General features: G+C 40.8%; 20 protein-coding genes. 2 read left to right on the forward strand and 18 right to left on the reverse strand.

All coding sequences use genetic code 11. The features are described from left to right. Positions 1 to 5: 5 nt before the first annotated feature. Complete coding sequence (locus ACTJKA_RS12605; protein ID WP_268359656.1) at positions 6 to 1,832, reverse strand: PAS domain-containing sensor histidine kinase; 1,827 nt, start codon at positions 1,830 to 1,832, stop codon at positions 6 to 8. Positions 1,833 to 1,988: 156 nt separating this feature from the next. Then, positions 1,989 to 4,115: a peptidoglycan D,D-transpeptidase FtsI family protein gene (locus tag ACTJKA_RS12610; protein WP_008348045.1), complete on the reverse strand. Its 2,127-nt coding sequence runs from the start codon at positions 4,113 to 4,115 to the stop codon at positions 1,989 to 1,991. A gap of 336 nt (positions 4,116 to 4,451) precedes the next feature. On the opposite strand from ACTJKA_RS12610, the gene ACTJKA_RS12615 reads away from it, so the two are divergent. After that, positions 4,452 to 5,249, forward strand: coding sequence for a CAP domain-containing protein (locus ACTJKA_RS12615; RefSeq protein WP_017359431.1), 798 nt, complete (start codon positions 4,452 to 4,454; stop codon positions 5,247 to 5,249). A gap of 114 nt (positions 5,250 to 5,363) precedes the next feature. On the opposite strand, the gene ACTJKA_RS12620 is transcribed toward ACTJKA_RS12615, so the two are convergent. From ACTJKA_RS12620 to ACTJKA_RS12695, 16 genes are all read right to left on the reverse strand, one after another. Then, positions 5,364 to 6,236, reverse strand: a complete 873-nt coding sequence (locus tag ACTJKA_RS12620; protein ID WP_181891549.1) for an NAD(P)-dependent oxidoreductase — start codon at positions 6,234 to 6,236, stop codon at positions 5,364 to 5,366. Positions 6,237 to 6,249: 13 nt separating this feature from the next. Then, positions 6,250 to 7,032, reverse strand: a complete 783-nt coding sequence (locus tag ACTJKA_RS12625) for an SDR family oxidoreductase (protein ID WP_345912240.1) — start codon at positions 7,030 to 7,032, stop codon at positions 6,250 to 6,252. Between the two features lie 80 nt (positions 7,033 to 7,112). After that, positions 7,113 to 9,074: a methyl-accepting chemotaxis protein gene (locus ACTJKA_RS12630; protein ID WP_035392234.1), complete on the reverse strand. Its 1,962-nt coding sequence runs from the start codon at positions 9,072 to 9,074 to the stop codon at positions 7,113 to 7,115. A 115-nt stretch (positions 9,075 to 9,189) separates the two neighbouring features. Then, the gene (gene splB / locus ACTJKA_RS12635; RefSeq protein ID WP_007498710.1) at positions 9,190 to 10,218 is read right to left on the reverse strand and encodes a spore photoproduct lyase; all 1,029 of its coding nucleotides are present in this window, start codon (positions 10,216 to 10,218) and stop codon (positions 9,190 to 9,192) included. 80 nt (positions 10,219 to 10,298) lie between these two features. Further along, positions 10,299 to 10,526, reverse strand: coding sequence for a transcriptional regulator SplA domain-containing protein (locus ACTJKA_RS12640; RefSeq protein WP_008361179.1), 228 nt, complete (start codon positions 10,524 to 10,526; stop codon positions 10,299 to 10,301). 113 nt (positions 10,527 to 10,639) lie between these two features. After that, positions 10,640 to 12,358 carry a phosphoenolpyruvate--protein phosphotransferase gene (gene ptsP, locus ACTJKA_RS12645; protein WP_008348058.1) on the reverse strand — a complete coding sequence of 573 codons (1,719 nt, stop codon included), beginning with the start codon at positions 12,356 to 12,358 and terminating at the stop codon, positions 10,640 to 10,642. Beyond that, a complete protein-coding gene (locus ACTJKA_RS12650) occupies positions 12,358 to 12,624 on the reverse strand; it encodes a phosphocarrier protein HPr (protein WP_003211078.1) in 267 nt (88 codons plus the stop codon). Before ACTJKA_RS12650 ends, ptsP begins: the two co-directional genes overlap by 1 nt. 93 nt (positions 12,625 to 12,717) lie before the next feature. After that, positions 12,718 to 14,817 (reverse strand): glucose-specific PTS transporter subunit IIBC, encoded by a 2,100-nt coding sequence (ptsG, locus tag ACTJKA_RS12655; RefSeq protein ID WP_129548257.1) that lies wholly within the window; start codon positions 14,815 to 14,817, stop codon positions 12,718 to 12,720. Between the two features lie 202 nt (positions 14,818 to 15,019). Then, positions 15,020 to 15,874: a glucose PTS transporter transcription antiterminator GlcT gene (glcT, locus tag ACTJKA_RS12660; RefSeq protein ID WP_017359435.1), complete on the reverse strand. Its 855-nt coding sequence runs from the start codon at positions 15,872 to 15,874 to the stop codon at positions 15,020 to 15,022. 55 nt (positions 15,875 to 15,929) lie between these two features. After that, the gene (locus ACTJKA_RS12665; RefSeq protein WP_440607789.1) at positions 15,930 to 16,919 is read right to left on the reverse strand and encodes a LacI family DNA-binding transcriptional regulator; all 990 of its coding nucleotides are present in this window, start codon (positions 16,917 to 16,919) and stop codon (positions 15,930 to 15,932) included. A gap of 292 nt (positions 16,920 to 17,211) precedes the next feature. Next, the gene (locus tag ACTJKA_RS12670) at positions 17,212 to 18,306 is read right to left on the reverse strand and encodes a M24 family metallopeptidase (protein WP_017359437.1); all 1,095 of its coding nucleotides are present in this window, start codon (positions 18,304 to 18,306) and stop codon (positions 17,212 to 17,214) included. Positions 18,307 to 18,410: 104 nt separating this feature from the next. Beyond that, positions 18,411 to 20,330 (reverse strand): heavy metal translocating P-type ATPase, encoded by a 1,920-nt coding sequence (locus ACTJKA_RS12675; protein WP_099496477.1) that lies wholly within the window; start codon positions 20,328 to 20,330, stop codon positions 18,411 to 18,413. A gap of 295 nt (positions 20,331 to 20,625) precedes the next feature. Next, the gene (gene stoA / locus ACTJKA_RS12680) at positions 20,626 to 21,114 is read right to left on the reverse strand and encodes an endospore biogenesis thiol-disulfide oxidoreductase StoA (protein ID WP_017367131.1); all 489 of its coding nucleotides are present in this window, start codon (positions 21,112 to 21,114) and stop codon (positions 20,626 to 20,628) included. A 54-nt stretch (positions 21,115 to 21,168) separates the two neighbouring features. Then, on the reverse strand, positions 21,169 to 22,485 hold the full coding sequence (locus ACTJKA_RS12685; RefSeq protein WP_017359440.1) for a polysaccharide biosynthesis protein: 1,317 nt from the start codon (positions 22,483 to 22,485) through the stop codon (positions 21,169 to 21,171). A 113-nt stretch (positions 22,486 to 22,598) separates the two neighbouring features. Continuing rightward, positions 22,599 to 23,252 (reverse strand): cell wall hydrolase, encoded by a 654-nt coding sequence (locus ACTJKA_RS12690; RefSeq protein WP_025207246.1) that lies wholly within the window; start codon positions 23,250 to 23,252, stop codon positions 22,599 to 22,601. A gap of 306 nt (positions 23,253 to 23,558) precedes the next feature. Continuing rightward, positions 23,559 to 23,753: a hypothetical protein gene (locus ACTJKA_RS12695; RefSeq protein ID WP_008348081.1), complete on the reverse strand. Its 195-nt coding sequence runs from the start codon at positions 23,751 to 23,753 to the stop codon at positions 23,559 to 23,561. Between the two features lie 167 nt (positions 23,754 to 23,920). Here ACTJKA_RS12695 and ACTJKA_RS12700 point away from each other — a divergent pair, with 167 nt between their 5' ends. Further along, positions 23,921 to 24,109 carry a YkvS family protein gene (locus ACTJKA_RS12700; RefSeq protein ID WP_003211747.1) on the forward strand — a complete coding sequence of 63 codons (189 nt, stop codon included), beginning with the start codon at positions 23,921 to 23,923 and terminating at the stop codon, positions 24,107 to 24,109. Positions 24,110 to 24,158 lie beyond the last annotated feature (49 nt).

The following is a 24,158-nucleotide window of genomic DNA, read 5'->3' on the forward strand; positions in this document are numbered from 1 at the left end:
TGTTTTTATTTTGCGGGAAACATGATGTGAAACACAGTCCCTTTCTCTGGATGGCTATCTACCCGGATGGTTCCGTTGTGATTTTCTAAAATATTAAATGTCACCATGAGCCCAAGCCCTGTTCCCTTTTCTTTTGTCGTTAAAAAAGGTTCACCGATCCGCTTCATGACCGATTCAGGAATACCAATTCCTTCATCTCTAATCGTGACAAGTATTCCTTCTTTTTCGGCTTTGGCGGTAATGTCTACCTTCCCTCCGTCCGGCATGGATTCGACGGCATTTTTGATTAAATTGATAAACACCTGCTTCAGCTGGTTTTGATCCCCATTCATCAGGAGATCCTCCTCAATATCACTTGTGTTCATCAAAATTCCATTTAAGTTGGCCTGTGTTTCTAACAGAGCGGTGACTTCGCTAATGATTTTTTTCAAATCAAGCGTCTGCATTGATGCCGTTTGCTGCGGCTTCGCAAGCATTAGTAGCTCACTTAAGATGATTTCAATCCGGCTCAGCTCAGAGAAGACAATTTCAAAATATTGATCACGGTCTTTTGTTTTTGGTTTAATGAGCTGTAAAAAGCCCTTAATCGCCGTCAGTGGATTCCTTATTTCATGTGCAATGCCTGCTGCCAATTGACCTGCGATTGATAATTTTTCAGAGCGCAGCATGAGTTCTTCTGTCTGTTTTCGTTCAGATATATCTCTTAAAATAATTTGAACGGCTGTTTCACCAAAAAATGTGGTAGGGATACAAACCATTTCTGTATAAATCAACCGGTGTTTAAACGTATGGCAGCTCATCGTCACAATCTCAGAATCTGATGCTCTTTCGATAATACGTGATAAGCTCTTTTTGACTTTTTGCTGATCACATGAATGGATTTGATGAAAGATATCTTTTCCGATTAATTTATCGTAATGTTCGGCTTCAAATAATTTAATACCTGATTCATTCATAAATACCCATTTATGATCGTGGATGACGGCAATGGTATCAATCGAATTTTGGATAAGCAGTTGATACCGCTCTCTGCTTTTTTGAAGAACGGTTTGAAATTTTTTACGGGAAGAGATGTCCACTAAGAGTAAAAGTTCTGCCCGTTGATTTTGATAAATTGCCGGAGATGACTTCACCTCAATATGAATCATGCTCCCGTCTTTCCTTTTCCATATTTGTTCAATCATTCCGACTGGAAGGCCTTGCTGCAGTCTGTTGATTCGGCTTCTCACAATGTCATGGTACTCCTCGGCAATAAAATCAAACGCAGACTTGCCGATCATTTCATCTTTTGTACATACACCCATTAATTGCAGCATCGCATCGTTGGCATACACAATTTTCCCAAGTGCCGTAATACATAACGGATTTGGCAGCATGGCAATCAGATTTTCAGCTTCACTGACATCTTGGAAAGCCGGTAGACTGCCTAACGACTGTTCTGACACTTCTGTTGGTTGAAATACTGCTTTTTGAGGCTCTGTATTCATTACCCTCATTTTCAGGATCATTTCTCTACTCAAATCGTTGTCTAACCCATCACAAGCAACAAAATCAATGCTTGCTTCTACCCATACAGCTGTAAGATCACTTCTAAGCAGTCTAAAGTGGCAAATCTCTAGCATGTGCTGATTATAGAAATAACTTTCGACGAGAAATTGATCTTCGGTATGAACAAAGTCTTTCAAAAAACACCCTAGTAAATCCTTTTGTTCATAGAGCAAAAGCTGCTTACAATTGGAAGAAATGTAGAGAAAGCGGCCATTAGAAGAAAGAACGGCATGTAAATCAATATTCGAGTACAGCTGATTCGAATCTTTCATTTTTTGTTCCATCGTCGTCCGACCCTCCTTTAATTTTTTTAGGGTTGTCCTTAGTTTGATGTATAAAAAGGATTCGCTAGAAAAACCGTATTTTCCTCCCAATCTCGTGTGAAACGTCCATATTTTCAGCAAAAAGGGAGCACTTTCTCTTGCTGTGCTCCCTGCTGTTTATTGCTTTTCATATTTCTTTTGTAATTCAACGTACTTATCAACAATTTTACTTGGAATGGTTTTAATGACAGGATCTTTATCTGATACATACGGTGTGACGACACTAAATGCCACTTTCGGATTGGAAGAAGGATAATATCCTCCAAAGGTTAAGTTGTACGTGGCATTCCCCCACCAGCTCCGGTTGGCACCATAGTAGAAGGTTTGGGCTGTACCCGTTTTCCCTGCGACATCATGCTGACCGAACCGGCCAGCGGCAGTCCCGCCTGTTGATGTGACCATTTTTAGTCCCATTTTGACGCGGTCGATATCTGCTTTCGAGTTGTTAATGGTGTTTAGCACCTTCGGCTCATATTTCTTCACAACAGGACCTACTTCTTCCTTATTCGTTGGAAAGTGAACACTTTTCACCACTCTTGGCTGAATACGGTTACCTCCATTTGCGATGGTCGACATGTATTGTGCGACTTGAAGTGGTGTATACGTGTCATACTGACCAATCGCTTCATCAAGCAAGAGTCCGCCGACTGTCTGAGGATGCGTCTGCATTCCGCTTGATTCCTGCGGCAAGTCGATGCCTGTTTTCACGCCAAGACCGAATTGCGCATAGTAGTTTCTCATTTTTTGTAAGTGTTCAGGTCTTGCCCGTAACGGGCCATCTTTTTGATAGGTGATCCCTGCCATTCTCATCGCCACTTGGAACATGTAAACGTTGGAACTTTTTTGGAGTGCCTGAAGGTCGTTAACCCATCCAAGAACTTTGTAAGACTGTTTAGGCTTTCCTCCACTTCCCGCAAAATACAGCGGTGTATCCAAATAGGATTGATTGTGTGACATGCCATCTTGATAACCAGAGAGGACAGTAGCTCCTTTGACAACAGAGCCCATTTCATACTGTGTCGTAAATGTTCCGATCGCATAATCTGTGACGTCCCTGCCGTCCATTTTCTTCCCTGACATCGCGAGAACATCACCTGTGTTAGGGTCCATCATCACAACAAAGGCACGGTCCATCATATAGTTTCTTGCACTAGCGGATCTTAGCTCTGATTCAACGATTTTGTCGACTTCCTTTTGCAGCTCCATATCAAATGTGAGTGCAAGGTCAAGTCCTCTTCGTCCTTCTGTCCGCTTGATTTCATCAAGCAGTTTTCCGCCGACCTGTGTATATTGAACAGTTGCTTTTTCTGGATTGAGAAAATCCTCATATTGATATTCTAAATAACTTTTTCCTACTCGGTCATTTCGCGAGTAACCTCTTGCCATATAGTAATCTTCACGCTCTTTTATAATACCTTGCTCTGGGGTGGTGACACCGCCAAGGACATTATAGAGGGTTTTTTCATACGGATATTTCCTTGTCCAGTCATTGATGACATTTACACCAGGCAGTTCATCAAGATGCTCTGATACAAGTGAGATCTCTTCGTATGTCAAACTTACGGATGATGTCTGTTTTGATTCTTTTGTTTCATCAAGCAGCGCAACTTTTTCGTCCCCTTTTTTCTCTTCGTTCGGGTCCATCGCTTTCACGATTTGAGGTTCAAAGGCATATCCGCCTGTAAACCTGCGATAGATCGCTGCAACTGCTTTTTCCTCTGCATCTTTTTCGATCGCCTTGACTTCTTTCTTAGGCACACGCTCTACTTGAAGTGGATAGACATCTTTTGATTTAAGATTCTTTTGCTCTGCTTTTGAAATGAGCTTATCCGCTTCTTCCGGGTGGCTTGCCAGCCAAAAATCTCGAATGTCACGCTCTCTCAAAAAATCTGTATCCATTTTTATATAAGTCGCAAGTTTTCTTGCTACTTTAATCTTATCCTCCGCTTTCACACCGCTTTCTGATGTATAAACGATGGCAGGTACACTTTCGTTATCAACAACGACCCTTCCTCTCGCGTCATACATTTTTCCTCTTGGAGACGGGTATGATGCTGTTTTGACTTCAGTTCGGTTGGCTTGCTTTTTATAATCCTCACCATTGACGATTTGCAGCACGCCGAGCTTGATGACAAGTCCAGCAAATAAACTAAATACAGCGAAGAAAAAGAGATTAATTCTCCAGGCGTTCCGGCGCTTCATTTTTTTCTGCTCGGCAGCACCTTGATGCTGTTTCTCTCCCACTTATGTAGCTCCTCTCATCCTTTCAATCTTTTACAATTACCACTCATTATTGTAACACTTTTGTAATAGTTGTTACAGCGAAACAAGTGAAAAAAAGCTGTCAATCCCTATTCTGCAAAAAAATATACTAACACTTTAAAATATTGGTATGTTTATGTCGTTTTCTTTAAATAGAAAGATTCTCCATTCATTGATATAAGGAGATTCTTTCTATGACTTTAACAAAAATGACAAATGGGCGTTGTCAATGGAGGATGCTGGTACGTTTATAACAAAAAGTCCATGTTATGATTTTCTGTGAGAAAACAAAACAAAGATTTTAGGAGGAGTTACAAAATGAAAAAGAAATCATTCATTTTTTCAGCGCTGACAGCTGCTGCATTGATCACGTTCACTGGAGGGCATTCAGCTGATGCGAAAGAGCTTAACCTGAAACAAGTCATAAACGTACAGCATCAAGCCATTGATCTTCATACATTAGCTGCAAAATTACATATCTCTTCAGATGTAAACAAGCTAAGCACTTCAAATCAAAAAGAGATCGAAGCTCTATTAAACAAGCTGATCAAAAGTGGTCAACCTGTTACTGGAACAAAAGTGGTGAAAGAAGTAAACAAAGCAAAAAATGAGCAAAAACAAGAATCAGTGAAAAAACCAGCTACTTCTAAACCAAGCACACCAGCAAAAGAAAACACAACGAACAACAGCTCAAAATCTGATCAAAAAGACACAACTGCAACAAAAGCAGACAGCAGCTTAAATGCATTTGAACAAGAAGTGGTTGAACTGACAAATAAAGAGCGTGCAAAACAAGGCTTAAAAGCTCTTTCTGTTGATTCTAAATTAAGCAAATCTGCTCGCGCTAAATCACAAGATATGAAAGATAAAAACTATTTCTCTCATACAAGCCCAACTTACGGATCTCCATTTGATCAAATGAAGCAATTTGGTATCACATACAAAACAGCAGGTGAAAACATTGCGCAAGGTCAAAGATCACCTCAAGAAGTAGTAACAGCTTGGATGAACAGTGAAGGTCATAGAGCGAACATTTTAAACAAAAACTATACACATATCGGTGTAGGTTATGTGAAATCTGGTAACTACTGGACGCAGCAATTCATCGGAAAATAAGATCAAAAAAACCTGTCTCTATTTGGGACAGGTTTTTAGTTTGTCTTCTTTTTTCAGTAATGTGAGGGCTTGTTTACACGCTACAAACTGTTCCACCTAGGCGGGGCAGTTTTTTTATTTCACCCATAATTTATAGATGCTTTGTGTTCCGCTGTTTTCTTCGCCCTGTTCACTGAGCTTTTCATATAATGACTTCGCTAGTGAAAGGCCTGGCATCTTTTCTCCCATCAGCTCTGCCTCTTCAAGTGCAATGCCCATATCCTTGATAAAATGCTTCACATAAAATCCTGGCTCGAAATCACCTTTCAGCATTCTTGGCGCAAGGTTTGACAAAGACCAGCTGCCGGCTGCTCCTGTTGTGATGCTTTTAAGTACCTGCTCTGGATCAAGTCCTGATTTTTCAGCATAGGCCATTGCCTCAGCCACACCTACCATCCCTGCTGCGATAGCAATTTGGTTACACATTTTTGTATGCTGACCACTTCCTGCAGGTCCTTGATATTGAATATTTTCTCCCATTTGCTGAAATAGCGGCAGGCACGCTTCATAGGCTGCTTTTTCTCCACCAATCATAATGGCCAGCGTGCCGTTTTGGGCTCCAACGTCTCCGCCAGAGACCGGCGCATCTAATGCAAATAGTCCTTTTTCCTTCGCTTTCGCTTCAATTTCTTTTGCCAGCTGAGGTTTCGATGTGGTCATATCAATGAGGTATGTACCAGGTGCAGCATGTGCCACGAGTCCATCTTCTCCTAAATAGACTTCTTCTACATCTGATGGATACCCGACCATTGTGATGACGGCATCTGCCTCCTTTGCGATCTCCTTTACGGTCGATTTCCAAAGAGCACCTTTTTGAACCAATGTGTCTGCCTTTGCTTTTGTTCTTGTATAAACGAGAACTTCGTAGCCAGCATCCATTAAATGCCCTGCCATACTACGTCCCATTACACCGATTCCAATAAAACCAACTGTTTTGATTTGTGCCATCACGAATTCCTCCTTATAGAGACTTTGTCAATCCACCATCAATGATGAGGGTTTGACCTGTCATATATGTATTGGCTTCAGATAAAAGAAAAGCCGCATATGCTGCAAATTCCTCTGGCTGCCCGTAACGGCCCAGCGGAATCATACGTTCAGCTTGTGCTTTGATCTCTTCAACCGATTGTTGCTCCTCTTGTGCACGGTGTTTGTCCAACTGTTTCACACGCTCTGTTTCAATTTTCCCCGGGGCTAAGGTATTGATCAAAATACCATCTTTGGCAAGCTCCTGGGCAGCTGTTTTTGTCCAGCCGGTAATGGCCGGTCTAAATGTATTCGACAGCATCAAGCCTGGGATCGGTTCTTTGACCGACATAGATGCAATATTTAACACTCGTGCACCTTGTTTTTTTAAATACGGCAAGGCTTCTTTTAATAACCGAATATAGCTGAGTAAATGAAGCTGAAATGATTCCATCCAATCTTCATCTGTTAAGGTTTCAAGTGTTCCTGTTTGAGGACCGCCTGTATTGTTCACGAGTATATCAAGGCGTTTTTCATCACCTGCTGCTGCGACGACAAGCGCTTTAATTTGCTCGGCGTCAGATACATCACATACTTGATAAGTCAGCTTCCCTTTTACAAGCGGGGATAATTCTTTGACCGCTTCTTGCAGCGTTTGCTCATGTCTTCCCGAGAGCATCACATCTGCTCCCTCTTTTGCAAGATGAAAGGCAATGGCTTTACCGATACCTTGACTGCTTGCTGCGACCAATGCTTTTTTTGCCAGATAGATTAACATGCATGTTGGCACCCTCCTCTGTTCATATTTTATCATACAAAAAGAACCTTGCTCACATGGCAAGGTTCTTTTCTGCAAGATTATAGTTTAAACCGATTGACTGCCTGACGCAGTGCCTGACTTGATTCGTTCAACATTTCTGTTGATGTTTTCGTTCTTTCTAAAGCTTGTACTTGTTCGTCTGTGGAAGCATGTACTTCCTCAGCTGAAGCGGCGGATTCTTGTGAAATGGCCGCAATACTTTGAATGGAATCATTCATTTTCTGCTGTTCTTCAGTCATTTCATTGATTTGTGTATGAATGCTGTCAATGGAGCCGACAAGTGCCTGCATTTCCATTGTGATACTGCTGAGTGCCTCTCCTGTTGAATTGATGGCATCACCTTGTTCTTCATTCATTTTGCTTGCTGCTGTCATCGCTTCAGCTGCCTTTTTCGATTCATCTTGAATGAGTTTTACGGTTTCACTAATATGTTTCGTTGATTCCGCAGATTGTTCAGCCAGCTTTCTGACTTCTTCTGCAACAACAGCAAATCCTCTTCCGCTTTCTCCTGCTCTCGCTGCTTCAATACTTGCATTCAGTGCGAGTAAATTCGTTTGATCTGAGATTTCAGAAATCGCTGTTACGACGTTTTCAATATTTTTTGTTTTATGCTCAAGGTCAAGCAGCATTTGCTCTACCTTCTTCGATTCTTCATTCGCTTGTGTTGATTTTTGGACGAGCAGACCAAGAGCATCAAGTCCTCTATAGCTTGCATCTTCCGATGATTTTGAATTGGTTTGCATTTGCGTGGCAAGCTCACCCATATGACGAACTTTTTCATACAAATGCTCTGATTTTTCATTAATGGTTTCCGCTTCTGATGCTTGTTTCGTCGCTCCTACAGCGACCTCTTGAATAGCCGTTGCAATCTGTTCACTAGATAGCAAGGTCTCGTTTGAAATTTGTGTCACTTCATCCGTTGATTTCACAACCTGATCTGAAGACTCTTTCACTTTTTCAATTAAATCCCTGATGCCTTCAGTCATTTGATTAAAGCTTTTCGTGAGGAAACCTATCTCATCCTGAGACTTCGACTCAAGCGAGCTGGTTAAATCGCCTTCAGACACTTTACGAACATGCTCGATGAGGCGTTTAATTGGTGTTGTAATGCTTCTAGCCAATAAGTAGCTTAGAATCATGGCAAGTATAATGGCAATGACAGAAATAATGATACTTGTCTGATTCATTTGTTCAGTGATCCAAAGAAGTTTCTTTTTCTCGAAGCTCACACCGATCGTCCAGTTTGCCTCTTTAATTTTTGAGATGACGGTCAGCTGTTTGTCATCATCAATACCCGAGTTGTCGATCGCTTTTTTCACAGAAGCGACTTTTGAGATATTTTTTCCTTGCTCTGTTGGATGTGCCAAAATGGTCCCTGTGCCGTCAACTAAGAAAGCCGTTCCCATATAAGGAATCTTTTGTTCTTTTATATAAGACTGAATGGAAGCCAGTTTCAAGTCAAGTCCAGCGACACCGACTACTTTCCCGTTTCGTACGATCGCCTTCGTGGCTGAAACGACCATTTCATTTGTTGCTTTATCAATGTACGGATCTGTCCATAGGACTTCGTCAGGCTTTTCAGCTGCTTGAATATACCAGTCTCGTTTAGACGGATCATACCCTTCACCAAAATCGGACTCCGGGAAAGCGAACATTTTACCATCACTTGTTCCTATATAGGCAAGCGAGATGAGTTCATCCTGCTCCTGCAATCCTTTTAATTCATCGTTTTCAAATGCCAATGTCTGCTTTGTTTGTTTCTGTGCAAAATCTTCAGTAAGTGTACTTGTTGCCAATTTGTTAATCGTATCACCGTAATTCTCAAGCTTTAGTGCTATGATGTCTCTCATGCTTTCTGCCGTTGCTGCTGTCGTTGTTTTCGCATCTCGTTCAATCAATGGTCTTAATACTAAATTGGAACCCACTTGAACTGCGACAACGGTTAAAATTAAAATAACTGAGATGAAAACAGCTATTCTCACTTGAAGTTTCTTAAACATCTCATCACCCCTACATCCTACTTTCGCATCTTAATGTGTATATCGGCAAAATTGGTACCGCATTCAATAGTTGTAAGAAAATTTAAATAGAAAAAACAAGCCATAATGACTTGTTTTAAGTAAAATATTCAATTTTTGCAGACGGAAAGTACTGTTCGATATATGATTCTAATGTCTGTCTAAGTTCTTGTTCTTCATCTTTTTGATAGATATATTTTCCAATTCCATATCTACCCCACTTATATCTTCTCTTTTCTTCATCTAGTTCTAGTTTTGTTTTCGGATAGTTTTTTTGGATGACACGCTTCGCCGGTTTTGTAAAACGGTGCTGAATCATTTCAAAGGTGATATCTTGTCTCACTTCTTCAGGGAGAGCTGCATCGAGTTTTTCAAATAGGACTTTATAGCCCTCTTGCCACCCTTCATGAATGTAAATAGGGGCAATAATAAAGCCAAGTGGATAGCCTGCTTTTGCTACCTTTACAGCCGCTTCAATCCGCTGATCGAGTGGTGATGTTCCGGGTTCGAAATATTTAATGACATAATCGGCATTGATACTAAAGCGGAATCTTGTTCGCCCATTGTGTTTTGCGTCTAACAAATGGTCTACATGATGAAATTTCGTAACAAAGCGTAGTTTGCCAAGATCGGTTTGACCAAAGTATTCAATCGCTCGTTTGAGTGTGTGAGTCAAATGGTCAATTCCTACGATATCGGATGTACATGAAGCTTCAAATCGCGTGATATCAGGTGCACGCTCGTTCATGTACTGTTCAGCCTGATCTAAGATCTCTTCTACATTGACGTACGTACGAATATACGGCTTACTCCCCATCGTCGTTTGCAGGTAGCAATAATGGCAATGCCCCATGCATCCTGTCGCAAACGGAATGGCATACTCTGCAGATGGTTTAGATGTATCAAATTTTAAGGTTTTTCTCACGCCGATAACGAGCGTCGACTTTGCATTACGGTACTTTTGCAAATCATTTTTCCCCGGAATATTTCTCACTTGGTTGTGTGAGGTTGTTTCTCTAATTTCAATTCCCATACCTTCAAACTTTTCTTTCAGCTCTTGTCCTAATGGGTACTCTAGCGCCCGAGGTTCAATATACACAAGCTGAGGAACGAACGGTTTGATCATATTTAGCACATCCTTACCTTATAGGTTCATACCGTTACTTTAACCTCTCAGGATGGCTTCTATCCTTTCTAAAATCTCCCTTATTCAAACAGATCTTGATAAAGGGCTTCTGCTTCTTCGTATGTTGGAAATACGGCATCATCAGGGGCTAATGGGTGATATGTTTCAAGTAGAAATAGCGCAAGCTCTTGCTCATTGTAAGGATGTGAAACGATTTCCGCTTCTTTAATTTGTGCGACATTGGCTGCATGTGGATTTCGATAAATGACATATACTTGATCACCTGGCTTATAGTTAGAGAAAGACAAACTGGTCACCTCCATTTTTTATGTTAGGATGCCCTTCTCTGCAAGCGATATGACTGATTATGATAAAATTCGACAAAAAAACCAGACAGTTTGACCTGTCTGGTTTACATCACCTAGTTATGTTGAAACGTTTTTTTCACGAAATCAACCACTTCTTCAGTTGTACTCAGTGATAAAATATGCTCTTTAAATGATGCAGCTTCTTCCTTAGAAAGCTTGCTTAACTGCGTTCTTGCTGGAAGAATCGATGTTGCGCTCATTGAAAATTCATCTAATCCTAGTCCAAGTAGGAGCGGGATTGCGATTTCATCTCCTGCCATCTCACCGCACATGCCAACCCATTTACCTTCTTTATGCGCTGCTTCAATCACAAGCGTTATGAGGCGTAAAATAGCTGGATTGTATGGCTGGTAAAGATAAGACACTCGTTCGTTCATTCGATCAGCAGCCATTGTGTATTGAATCAAATCATTTGTTCCAATACTGAAGAAATCTACTTCTTTTGCAAATTGATCTGCGATAACAGCTGTTGATGGAATTTCTACCATCATTCCGATTTCAATGGAATCAGATACTTCTGTACCAGCAGCAACCAATGCTTCTTTTTCTTCAAGTAAAATAGCTTTTGCTTCTCTAAATTCTGATAACGTCGCGATCATAGGGAACATGATTTTCAAGTTTCCATATGTACTTGCACGAAGTAACGCGCGTAGCTGTGTTCTGAAAATCTCCTGCTCTTCAAGGCAAAGGCGGATCGCTCTATAGCCAAGGAACGGGTTCATTTCTTTTGGAAGCTGCAAGTAAGGAAGTTCTTTATCGCCACCAATATCTAGTGTGCGGACAACCACTGCTTTGCCTTCCATCTTCTCTAAAACGGTTTTATACGCATCGAACTGCTCTTCTTCTGTTGGGAGCTGATCTCTGCCCATGTATAAAAATTCTGTACGGTACAATCCAACTGCTTCGCCGCCATTTTCAAGTACACCTTTCACATCTTCAGGTGTTCCAATATTCGCAGCTAACTCTACGTGAACGCCGTCTTTTGTGACCGTTGGTTGGTCAACAAGTTTCGCCCATTCCGCTTTTTGAGCTAAGTAGTCTTCATGCTTTTTTTGATACGCTTTCACTTCATCTTCAGAAGGCTGAATGATGACGTCTCCACTAATACCATCAACAATGATCAGATCATTGTTTTTCACCGTTTTTGTTGCTTCTTTTGTTCCAACAACTGCTGGGATTTCCATTGATCTTGCCATAATCGCTGAGTGAGAAGTACGACCACCGATATCTGTCGCAAAACCTTTGACGAATTGTCTGTTCAGCTGAGCTGTATCAGAAGGTGTTAAATCTTCAGCAATGATAATGACTTCTTCAGAAATCATACTTGGGTTTGGAATGTCAACGCCTAGCAAATGACCAGTGACACGTTTTGTAACGTCGCGAATATCCGCTGCACGTTCTTTCATGTATTCATTGTCCATTGCTTCAAACATTGTAACAAACATTGTTGCTGTTTCTTTTAAAGCAAATTCAGCATTTACTTTATCCGATGTGATTTTATCCTTCACTGGGTTGAGCAGCTCTGGATCACTTAACACAAGAAGGTGTGCAGAAAAAATATCTGCTTTATCTTGGCCAAGTTCTTTTAGCGCATGTTCTTTAATTGCTTCAAGTTCTTGTTTTGAAACATGAATTGCTTCTTCAAAGCGTTTCACTTCTGTCTCTGGATCATTGATGTCTTTTTGGTGAACTGTTAAATCTGGTTCTTCTAGACGATATGCTTTTGCAATCGCAACGCCTGCTGAAGCACCGATTCCTTTCAGTTGTTGCATTACTCGCCTAGGCCTTCACTTTTCATTGTGTCTTTTAGCGCAGCAAGTGCATCATTTTCATCAGAACCAGAAGCAGAGATTGTGATTGTAGCACCTTTCGCAATTCCTAGAGACATTACACCCATAATAGATTTCAGGTTCACTGTTTTACCATTATATTCTAAGTTGATATCAGCATCATATTTACTAGCAGTTTGTACAAGAACTGTTGCAGGACGTGCGTGAATTCCAGAATCTGCAGTTACTTTGAATGTTTGTTGAGCCATTTTTATCAATCTCCTTTTTATACATTTCATACATCCACAATATTATATCATACTGCCGAGCTTGTCATCTAACAAGAACGGCAGTTATGAAAATTATTTTGAAATTTTCATGATGTTTTCTTGGCCAGCTTTGATTTCACCGGATTCTTGAAGGTCAATAAATTGTCCTTCACTTAAGTTTGTAAATACAATTGGTGTCATTAAAGATGGTACTTCTGACTTAATTTTATCAATATCAACCTCTAAAAGTTTTTGACCGATTTCTACTTGATCTCCCTCTTGTACAAATGCTTCAAATCCTTCTCCTTTGAGGCTGACTGTATCAATCCCGAAGTGAATCAAGATTTCAAGTCCACCATCAGACTGGAGGCCGATGGCGTGTTTTGTTGGGAACACATTTAAGATTTTTCCTCTTACTGGTGAAACCACTGTTCCCTCTTTTGGCAAGATAGCAAAACCGTCACCCATCATTTTCCCTGAGAATACTTGATCTGGCACATCTGTAATTGGATGCAGCTCCCCTGTAATTGGTGAAGCAAATATTTCTTCCCCTTGTTCGTTTTGAAGCGGTTTTGCAATGACTTCTTCAACCTGCTGACTGACTTCTTCTTTTGCAGAAGGGTCTTTCGCTGGTCGAGGTGTGCGCCCTGCAATAATGTCCTGCATTTGTGTTTTTAAATTATCAGAGCGTGGACCAAAGATGGCCTGGATGTTATTCCCGACTTCAAGGACACCTGAAGCGCCAAGCTTTTTCAAGCGGTCTTTATCCACTTTTTTCTGATCATTTACAGTGACACGTAAACGCGTAATACAAGCATCTAGGTGTTTAATGTTTTCTTGGTCACCCATTGCTTCAAGAATTTCATAAGGTAAGTCATCGCCTTTTCCAGATTGAGCGCTGCTTGCACCGTCAGCTGCTTCATCTTCGCGTCCTGGCGTTTTCAGATTAAACTTGCGAATCGCAAATCTGAATCCGAAGTAGTAAATGACAGCCAGTACGAGACCGACTGGAATGACAAGCCACCAAGCGGTTCTATTTGGCAGGATACCAAATAGGAAGAAGTCGATTAACCCTCCTGAGAAGGTCATCCCGATTTTCACGTTTAGAATATCCATTATCATAAAGGATAATCCAGCAAATACACAGTGAATCGCAAATAATATCGGTGCAACAAACAAGAATGAGAATTCAAGCGGTTCAGTGATCCCTGTTAGGAAAGAAGTAAGGGCCGCTGATCCCATAATTCCTGCTACAAGCTTTTTATTCTTAGGTTTGGCTTCATGGTAAATCGCAAGTGCTGCTGCTGGAAGTCCAAACATCATGAACGGATATTTCCCTGTCATGAATGTCCCGGCTGTAAGCTGAACACCATCTTTGATTTGCGCCATGAAAATACGCTGGTCACCACGGATAATATCTCCTGATAAGCTCTTATAGCTAAAAAATTCATACCAGAATGGTGCGTAGAATATGTGGTGCAGACCAAACGGAATTAATGAGCGTTCAATGACACCGAATACAAAGGCAGCCAGCGGCTCATTCGCTGCAAGCAGTCCTGTTGAAAATGAGTTCAATGCACCTTGGATTGGCGGCCAAATGACGAGCATCAATAGCCCTAAAATAAGTGCTGAAATCGACGTAACGATTGGAACAAAACGCTTACCAGCAAAGAAGCCAAGATATTGCGGGAGCTCAATTTTGTAAAATTTATTAAACATATAAGCCGCTAATACCCCGACAATAATTCCGCCAAAAACGCCGGTAGACAAGGTCGGTATGCCGAGCATATTCACATATGCTGGATGACTTTCCTTAAAGAACTTAGCCAATTTGACTGAATCGGATGGAATAGAACCGTTGGCCATTAATACGGCACTCATCGTCACGTTCATGACAAGGTAACCGATGATCGCGGCAATCCCTGCCACACCGTCTCCATTGGCAAGACCGATGGCAACCCCTACAGCAAATAGGAGTGGAAGATTCGAGAAGACAATATTCCCCGCATTCTCCATAACACTAGCAACAAGCTGAATTGTATCATTGCTTAAAAATTGAGCGACATCAATCAACTGCGGATTTTGCATCGCATTTCCGAGTGCTAGTAAAATACCAGCAGCAGGAAGGATCGCAACTGGAAGCATAAGTGCTCGTCCAATTTTTTGCAACACACCAAAAAGTGATTTAAACACTGGTTGAACCTCCTTTTGTTTTCGCTTACAACATACATTTCAATCACACATTGACGTACATTTCATAATTAACCGTTTACATTTCACTTTCAGAACACAAAAAAGGCATGGTGATATAAGGTTGCGCAAATAACAGGATCTTATCCTGTATTTACCTTAAGTCACTCATGCCTGATCGAATCAGTTACACGTTTCAAGGAAACTATGAAATTTTATTCGTCAATCTGTACAGGTGTAGTGTCAAGTAGACAGCTTCGGCATCTTGTACAGGCTTTTTCAATGCATGTTGCAAAATTTTGATCATTTTCCAAGCAGTATTGTAGCATAAAGGATATTCATTTTTCAATAGATGAAGCAACTTTTCTGGCTCCTCTAATGATTCTTCCCGTTTAATACGCTCAATCGAAAACGTAATATGGCGCAGTAAGCGTAAATAATGAATACTTTCTCTATCTACTTTCATATGAAATGCATCTTCTATGACTTGGACCATTTGTGTCATGAGCTGCGAATGACGGTTTACCTCGGATAAAGGCCGGTTCGTTAAAGCAGAGTGAATGTGGAGCGCAATAAACCCAATCTCTCCTTCGGGCAGCTTTGTTTCAACATCTGGCCGCGCATTTATCAGTTCCACGACTTCCTTTGCGACCTCGTATTCTTTCGGGTATAAGGATTTCGTTTCAAGCATAAAAGGATTGGTGATATCATAGCCTTGTTTAACTCGCTTAAAGCTAAAGGCAATATGATCTGTCAGAGCAATGTGAATATGCTCATTTAAGCGATGCCCCATTTTTTCTCGTATATGATAAATGACGTCATTGGCAAGCTCAATCATGTCCTCATTAATGTGGTGCAGCAATTGTTTGTATTCTGTTTGCTCTTTTGTGTTCTTTAACACAAACATTTTCTCAAATGCCGCTTGATCGAGAACGTCACCCGATTTTTTCCCAAAGCCGATCCCTTTATCAATCAGGACCACTTCGCCTAAAGAAGGGTGTTTTGCGATGATGACATTATTATTTAACGCTTTATCAACGGTGAAGGATTCCATGAACATCCCCACCTCCTTCTTATTCAATCCTTCTTATCGTACAAAACAGATGAAACGTGCGTCAACGATTGTTTTTCAAAATAGTCGTTGTGCGCTCAACGAGTCGATATGACAGCACTCTTTTTTCTGGTGCCTCACCTTGTAATGCTTGCTTGAACAAGTCAAATGCTTCCTGCCCCATTTGTTTAAGAGGAATGTCTATACTAGAAATCCCCAATGCTTCACTCAATTGATCGTTTTGAAAGCCAAGTATGGCTGGTGATTCTCCAACGTTTATTTGGTGACGCTGTGCTTCTAGTAAAAAACCTGCTGAGACATCATCGTTTGTAATCAGTAAGGCTGTCGGACGATTTTTCATCTCTTTCCATTCTGTAAATAATTGCTTGCCATCAAAAATGGTCAGTTTTCCTTCAATGATCCATTCCTCATCAATCTCCTGCCCAAGCGACCGCATCATTTCTTGATAAGTCTGAATGCGAACTTGGCTATTCTCCCCTTCTGTTCTAGCAAGAACGATTGCGATTCGCTCATGACCGCATGCCGCTAAGTGTTCAAGCGCTTCCTTAAAAGCCTGATCATGCGCAATCGATACCGATGAACATGGATCATGCGGAGTAGGATGACAAAAGATAATAGGACCAGATTCCTGCCACTTTAAAATGTCTCGATCACTTAACGCATTTGAGCAAAAGATTAAACCATCCACACGTTGCTCTTTTAAGCTCATTAATGCTTCTTTTTCCTTTACTGGGTCATATCCTGTTTGAAACAAGGCAAAATGCATTCCGCACTCCTGTGCTTTCTCTGCAATCCCTGTGACAATTCCGCTGAAATAGGAGTGATCAATTGTCGGAAGTACAATTCCAAGCATATTGGAATATCCCTTTGCTAAATGTACTGCCTGAATATTCCGTGTATATTTGAGCTCTTTCATCGCACTAAGTACGCGCTCTCGCTTTTCTTCTTTGACATAAGGATGATCATTCATCACTCGTGATACGGTGGTAACAGATACACCCGCTCTTTTCGCAATATCCCTTATGTTAGGCATTTTTTCTCCTACTTTCTCTTGATATGGTAAGCGTTTCATACTTTAAGATGTATGTGAGCTGAACAAATCACTGGGTGGAAAGGGGAATTCAAGATGGGTATTATCATATGGATCATATTATGTTTGACTATTTTGTTTTCTGCTCGATTCGCACTACATCCTTTAGGAAAAGAACATAAAATCAAGCCGTTTCAATCAATTGATGATTTTTTTGTTGATAAGGATCGCAAAGAGTGACAAAAAAATCACGATGACGCTCCCAATACTTGGACGTTCATCGTGATTTTTTTCATTACTTGATGATCGTCAACTCTTTTGGATAATTGGTTAACGTGACTGGGCCATCTTTTGTAATGAGAACATCGTCTTCAATTCTAACCCCGCCGACTCCTGGTACATAAATACCCGGCTCGATCGTATAGACCATCCCTTCTTTTAGAAGGTCATCATTTGCTTGACTCATAGAAGGGAACTCATGAACAGAAACCCCGAGTCCATGCCCTAGACGATGCGGGAAGTATTCGCCATACCCTGCTTCTGCGATCAGCCCTCTTGCTTTTAAGTCAAGGTCACCAATTCTCACACCCGGCTTGCTCATATCAAGTGCTGCCAATTCGGCTTTCAAGACGGTGTTGTAAATATCCTTTTGTTGTTCAGACGCTTCTTGATAGATGAAGGTTCTTGTAATATCTGAACAATAGCCATCCACAATCACGCCAAGGTCAAATAAAACAAAATCACCTTTTTTCAAGGCTGCCTGCCCCGGATTTCCATGAGGTTCTCCTGATTTTTCTCCGAATAGTACCATAGTTGAAAAGGACATGCCCTGAATGCCTTTTTTCTTCAGTTCATATTCGATGACAGCAAGAACTTCGGTTTCCGTCACCCCTTCTTTTAGGGCATGAACCCCAATTTTGACGCCTTCGTCTGCCAATTGAGCAGCTTTTTTCAATGTTTCAATTTCAGCTTCGTCTTTAATTAGTCTTAACTGATTGAGCACATCTTCTGCCCGGACGAATGTTTCTGCCCCAGTGACAGCTTGAAGCTGCTCTGCTCTTTGCAAAGGAATGGATTCTTTTTCAATCGCTAGGCGAGTCGCTTTTACTCCTCGTTTTTCTAGTGCCTTTTGTATGAAATCAAAGGGGTTTTCATGGTCTTCATATCCAATGAGATCTCCAGCCCATCCCGCATTTTTTGCTTGCTCAACTTCCATCTTAGGCAAAATGAAAAATGGATCTGCTTCCTGAAAAACAAACAGCCCCATCACTCTTTCATGCGGCTCTGTGAAGTATCCAGATAGATAGAATACATTCTCCTTTGTATGTATAAATGCACCTTGAATGTCTTTTTTCTTAAGCCAAGAAGACAAGTTTTTCATTCGATTCATCGTGATCCTCCTCACACGTTTGACTACTGATCTATTGTATCAGTTTTCACTGTATTTCGCACAAAAGCGTACTGACCTAAAGCCAGTGCGCTTTTGTGATTTGCTTAAGAAGCACGAAGCAAACGAAGTCCGTTTAAAATAACCAAAATCGTACTGCCTTCATGCCCAATGACACCAAAAGGTAAATCAAGAACTTGTAAGAAATTCGCACAGATTAACAAACAAATAACTGTTAATGAAAAGATGATGTTTTGTTTAATGATTCGGTTCATCTTTCTTGAAAGACGGATCATCTTTGTCAGATTGTTTAAGTTATTTTTCATTAAAATGAGGTCTGCTGTTTCTAAAGCAACATCTGTGCCTCCGCCCATTGCGACGCCAACATCTGCTGTGGCGAGTGCAGGTGCATCATTGATTCCATCTCCGACCATAATGATCGAATCACCTTGTTTTTTCAGTTGATTGACTTCGTGTACCTTTTCATCTGGAAGACATTCAGCGACAACGGTTTGGATGCCTGCTTCCTCTGCAATCGCTTCAGCTGTTTTTTGCTGATCCCCTGTGAGCATGACGGTTTGGATGCCTAAATCATTCAGCTCCTGAATCATTTTTTTAGCTTCAGGTCTGATTTGATCCTTCAAACCGAGACAGCCGACAACTTCTTGATTCTTTTGAACATAGACAACTGTATAGCCTTTGGATGAAAGAACATCACCATTCTCTTCAATGTCACGATCCATTGAAGCTTTTCCGGCAAAATCTTTCTTCCCAATCCGCCATGTGTCCTCATTTAATTGTGCTTCCACACCAAAACCTGATGTTTCTTCAATGGTTACGTGGGCTGCCCGCTCTGTATGATGCTCTTTTGCCATATCAGAAATGGCTTTAGCTAATGGATGGTTTGACTGACTTTCAATTTGATAGAGCGCTTGATAAAAGGTCGATTCATCCTGCCCTTTTGCCAAGACCACTTTTTCAACAGCTGGTTTTCCACTTGTAATCGTACCCGTTTTATCAAATGCAATCATCGTACTTGTGCCCAGTTTTTCTAAAAAGACACTTCCTTTTACAAGCATACCGTTTCTTGCACCGTTTGAGATGAGTGAAAGGGCTGCTGGCATAATTGAGGCAACAAGTGCACAAGGCGAGGCAACCACCATAAACACCATCGCACGATAAAACGTTTCACTCATGCTCCAGCCAAGTACAAAATGAGGCAGGAACATTAAAATCGCCACAGTGATGAGCACACCTTTTACATATGCACCTTCAAATTTTTCAATAAATGCTTGGCTTGGCGATACACTTTCTTGTGCAGATTCCACAAGCTTAATGATTTTATGAAAAAGTGTTTCTTCATTATGTTTTGTTACTTCTACTGTTAATGAACCATTTAAATTCACTGTTCCTGCAAACACATCTTCCCCTTGCCCTTTTTCCTGAGGCACCGATTCACCCGTTAAGGCAGATTCGTCTACACTTGTTCTTCCGCTCATGATCACACCATCTGCTGCAATTCGTTCGCCCGCTTTGATTAAAATACGGTCGCCTGGCGTAAGTGAAGAAGCAGCGATTTGGATGGTGGTGCCATCTTCTTCAATTAAAGTGGCTTCATCTGGAGCGATACTCATTAAGGCCGTTAAGTCTTTTTTACTTTTATTTGACGTATACGTTTCTAGCGCACCGCTGAGCGAAAAAATAAAAATTAAAATGGCGCCCTCTGCCCAGTAGCCAATGATCGCTGAGCCTATCGCAGCAAATATCATTAAAAGTTCTACATTTAATGTCTTGGATGAAATGGTTTCTTCAATTCCTTCCTTTGCCTTTGCAAAACCACCAATAACAAAAGCAAGAATGAAAAGAGGAATACTCCACATCGTTTCATCCTTTAGAAACCATCCAATCAAGATGAGAATCCCCGAAATGCCTGCTGCGATTAATTCTCCGTGCTGTGCCCATTTATGAAAGAGCGAGTTAGATCCCTTTTGATCTGTCGTTTGATAAAGTACTGTATTCTCATTCATGATTACTTTCTCCTCTCTAATTGATAATGATTTTCACATTATCAATCGTTGCCCGTTCCGTTTATCATCTATATTTTCTGCTATTTCAAGCTTTTTATAGGTCTGTAACTCATTATAACAGGTTCTGATCAATTTTCAATTAATAATTATTATAATTTCTTTTTGATAATAATTATCATTATTAGCACCCGACATTTCTTCCTCTTTCTGAGCACATTTTATTCATCTGAAAGGTAATTGAACACAAAAAAGAACCAACGGATCGACCATTGGTTCTTTACAGAAAGCTTGTGTTCTAAGAATTTGTCCACTCTTTGATTTGTTTTTTCGTCAGCGGACCTACATGGTTTTTGACCACTTCACCCTTTTCATTGATGAAAAAAGTCGTCGGGATCGTCATGATTTGGTATTTCTTCATCATTTCGCCGTGCTCATCGAGAACGATCGGAAATGTAAACTTTCTGTCTTTCACAAATTGGGCAACAGCATGCTTGCTTTGCTCAGCACCAAGTAAATTAACAGTCAGTATGTCTACATCACTTTGATTTTCTTTCACAATCTGTTCAAAGGCTGGAAGCTCCATTTTGCAGGACGGGCACCACGTTGTCCAAAAATGCAGAATGGTCCGCTTCCCTTTCACCGGGATCACCTGCGTTTCACCTGTTAATGTAGGAGCTTCTATCCTCGGCGCCATGACAGGCTCTTTTGCTTCAGCCTCTATGTTCATCAGAAATAAAAGAAGGGTCATCATGAGAAGACTGGCGGGTAGATATTTACGATTCATCAGCATCTTCCTTCCTGATTTTCCTATAGCTTGCCCGCTAGCTGCACATGACATTCAAGCTTTTTTCAATGTAAGAAACATGGAGACGCCGAGTTCCTTGCAAATCGTCGCATAATGCAAAGCCGTTAATAGCAGCATCCCCGTGTTCATTCCTAAGATAACACCCATCATATTTAAGGATTCGATGGATCCTAGAAAATACACCATAGAGAACGACACCACGTGCACCCATATATTATGTAGGAACACATCTTTAATGAGACCCATACCAATTAAGCACGCTTGAAACGGCATCACGAACAAGTGGCATAAGAAGTAAGGCCATAGCAGCTGCAAGTAGACGGCTGCTTGAGGTGAGTCAAAAAAGAGCTGCGTGAGCGGATAAGCGAAATAATACATGATCATCACCGCTGGCACCCCGTATCCAAACGTAATGAGAATCGCTTGTCTGACACGTTTTTTCACGAGATCATACTGCCCCAAGGCATAGGCTTCTGATACATTCGGAATCATCACAATCATAATGGAATGAGCGATAAACGCCGGAAAAAAACCGATCGACATCGCTACGCCAGCAAGCATTCCGTAATGATCAACAGCAAGCGTACCAGAAATGCCCGCTGCAACGAGGGCTCCTTTGATTAAAAACGGTTCAATCGCATTGGCAATGGCATGAAAGATACGCATACCTGTTGTCGGAATGGAGACTGCTAACAAACGTTTTCTGACGTCAATCCCCCTTAACTCAACCGATCTGACATTCACAGCATTTTTTGCCATGACGTATTGGGAATATAAATAGATAAAGACGACGAGATCACTTGCAACAATCACGCCAATCGCGATAAGCACAGCTGTTTCAATATCAAACGAATACCAATGAAAAAACAAAAACAAACAGATAAGCTGGATCGTTTTTTTCAGCATATTGGCTAGAGCAATTCTGCCCATTTGCTGCTTGCCCATAAAATAGCCGCGTGCAATGGAAGTAAATGCGATGATTGGAATGAGTGACAGAACCAAGCCCTTCATCAGCGGATGATACGATTGAAATACAGGAATGAAAGGCAGTACAATGGCTGCTATTGCCGTTGTGGTGCATGTCACCACAAGCGTCATTTTAAATGCATGGCGAAGCATACTTTTATGAAGCCGCTCATGCGATTCTGCAATGAATTTAGAAATGGAGACTGGCAGCTCTAAGCTGGCGATCACAAGCACAAGCATGATGATGGGAAGGATGCTCATATATAAACCCATTCCATGTTCTCCAAGCTCTCTCGCTAAAATCATATTGACTAAAAACTCGATACACTCAGCAATGAAAGCTGCGACAGATAGCAGAATGACCCCTTTTACAAATCGATTCATGTAGCCTCCCCTTGTCTAAAAGCAAATTCTTTTCACATTCTATGAGACAAGTCCTGAAAATATTTTAATAATTGAAGACAAAAAAACAGCGACTGATTGATCGCTGCTTTTCTTTACACTGCAAACACATGACGGCCAATGCGTTCTACAATTTTACGAGAACGAATCCAGTTATCTGTCGCCGTTTTTGGATTATAAAAATAAATCGCCTTTGTTGTTCTGTCATCTTCTTTGACAACCTGCTTCACAGCTTTTACGGAATCCTGGTCTGCCTTATCATTGATACTTCCATTTGATACGGGCTGGAAGGCATTTCGCTGATAAATCACGCCTCTGACACTGTCAGGAAAAGAGCGGTGTTCTACGCGGTTTAAGACGACGCTTGCTACCGCTTTTTTCCCGGCGTAAGATTCACCTTTTGCTTCGGCATGTACCAACCGAGAAAGCAAGTCCATTTCTTCATTAGAATAGTGTGATTGATTTCTTGAGCTTGCTGGCTTTGCCGTTTCCTTTTTCTTCGGCTTCGGTTTTGATGCCTTCTCCTCTGTTGACGTGCTTAGCATTTTCACTTTAGGCTGATGTTTCTCCTCTGAAAACGCTGGGATCACGGTATGCTTTTCATCTTGATCTATATATGAAAGCTGATGCTTTACAGGTGCTTGTTCAAGTTTCTGACTTAATGTGCCTTCTTGCTCTTGTATATTGTCCATCTTGATCGCTGAGATGAGCATAAGGATGGCAAAAAGAGCTGTATGAATTTTGATCATTCGCCTCATTCCTCCTTTAATCAATGTAGGCTGTAAGATACTTGTCCACTCTAACAAGAGCTTCTTCTATTTTCACGCACAAAGATTTTCATGCCTGTCCAAATTCCGTCATTAAATGGCATGTCCTAGTTGAAATACGCATGAACTGGTAATGTAAGCGTTTAATATAGTCTCTTTTTAGCCTATAATCATCCTTATGCTCCTGATTATGGGTTATTACATTTTCTTTTCATATGTATCAAGCTGGTTTGAAGTGTGACAAAAGAACCAAAATAAAAAGCTTTTTCTCATGAATGAGAAAAAGCTTTAGCTTCTTGCTTCTTTAAGATATTCAAAAATAACATCTCCACCATGCTTGGCGATTCCGCGAAAATGTTTAAAATCATCTTGATTGACCAATACAGAACGAAATGTTAAAAAATCATCCTTTTGAATGGTCACTTGTTTTTCAGTACCATTCCGTAATGATTCTAGTATTGTGTTGATGTGTTCTTCAGTCAAAAAAACCGCTCCTTTTCAGCCTTGATCAAATATTAAATATACCATTCGTTTTCAAAGCGTACAACGAAAACGAAAGAAAAACGTCTTTATCCTTTACATTGGTATGAAAATATTGCAAAATACTTTTTAATAGGGAATGAAATCTGTTTTTAAAGGAGAGGGATCGGTTGAAGATTGCAAAAATTGGGAATGTGATCGAATTTAGAAATGGTTTAACAGGTGTAGTTGAAAAAGTGAATGAAAACTCTGTTATTGTGGATGTCACCATTATGGACAACTATAGAGATTTAGAACTGGATTCACTAACAGTCGTTAATCATAAAAACTATAAAATCATCAAAGACTCCGTACATTAATTTGCAATCCTCAATTCAGACTACCGTTACATAAGGATATACACAGCAA

This window comes from Bacillus sp. 22190 (assembly GCF_052045575.1).
GTDB lineage: Bacteria > Bacillota > Bacilli > Bacillales > Bacillaceae > Bacillus > Bacillus altitudinis.

What these genes read in the sequence shown, in the direction of transcription:
- ACTJKA_RS12605 (WP_268359656.1), bottom strand. Translation starts at nt 1,832, where the DNA reads ATGGAACAAAAAATGAAAGATTCGAATCAGCTGTACTCGAATATTGAT.
- ACTJKA_RS12615 (WP_017359431.1), top strand. Translation starts at nt 4,452, where the DNA reads ATGAAAAAGAAATCATTCATTTTTTCAGCGCTGACAGCTGCTGCATTG.
- ACTJKA_RS12620 (WP_181891549.1), bottom strand. Translation starts at nt 6,236, where the DNA reads ATGGCACAAATCAAAACAGTTGGTTTTATTGGAATCGGTGTAATGGGA.
- ACTJKA_RS12625 (WP_345912240.1), bottom strand. Translation starts at nt 7,032, where the DNA reads ATGTTAATCTATCTGGCAAAAAAAGCATTGGTCGCAGCAAGCAGTCAA.
- ACTJKA_RS12630 (WP_035392234.1), bottom strand. Translation starts at nt 9,074, where the DNA reads ATGTTTAAGAAACTTCAAGTGAGAATAGCTGTTTTCATCTCAGTTATT.
- splB (WP_007498710.1), bottom strand. Translation starts at nt 10,218, where the DNA reads ATGATCAAACCGTTCGTTCCTCAGCTTGTGTATATTGAACCTCGGGCG.
- ptsP (WP_008348058.1), bottom strand. Translation starts at nt 12,358, where the DNA reads ATGCAACAACTGAAAGGAATCGGTGCTTCAGCAGGCGTTGCGATTGCA.
- ACTJKA_RS12650 (WP_003211078.1), bottom strand. Translation starts at nt 12,624, where the DNA reads ATGGCTCAACAAACATTCAAAGTAACTGCAGATTCTGGAATTCACGCA.
- glcT (WP_017359435.1), bottom strand. Translation starts at nt 15,874, where the DNA reads ATGTTCATGGAATCCTTCACCGTTGATAAAGCGTTAAATAATAATGTC.
- ACTJKA_RS12665 (WP_440607789.1), bottom strand. Translation starts at nt 16,919, where the DNA reads ATGCCTAACATAAGGGATATTGCGAAAAGAGCGGGTGTATCTGTTACC.
- ACTJKA_RS12670 (WP_017359437.1), bottom strand. Translation starts at nt 18,306, where the DNA reads ATGAATCGAATGAAAAACTTGTCTTCTTGGCTTAAGAAAAAAGACATT.
- ACTJKA_RS12675 (WP_099496477.1), bottom strand. Translation starts at nt 20,330, where the DNA reads ATGAATGAGAATACAGTACTTTATCAAACGACAGATCAAAAGGGATCT.
- stoA (WP_017367131.1), bottom strand. Translation starts at nt 21,114, where the DNA reads ATGAATCGTAAATATCTACCCGCCAGTCTTCTCATGATGACCCTTCTT.
- ACTJKA_RS12685 (WP_017359440.1), bottom strand. Translation starts at nt 22,485, where the DNA reads ATGAATCGATTTGTAAAAGGGGTCATTCTGCTATCTGTCGCAGCTTTC.
- ACTJKA_RS12690 (WP_025207246.1), bottom strand. Translation starts at nt 23,252, where the DNA reads ATGATCAAAATTCATACAGCTCTTTTTGCCATCCTTATGCTCATCTCA.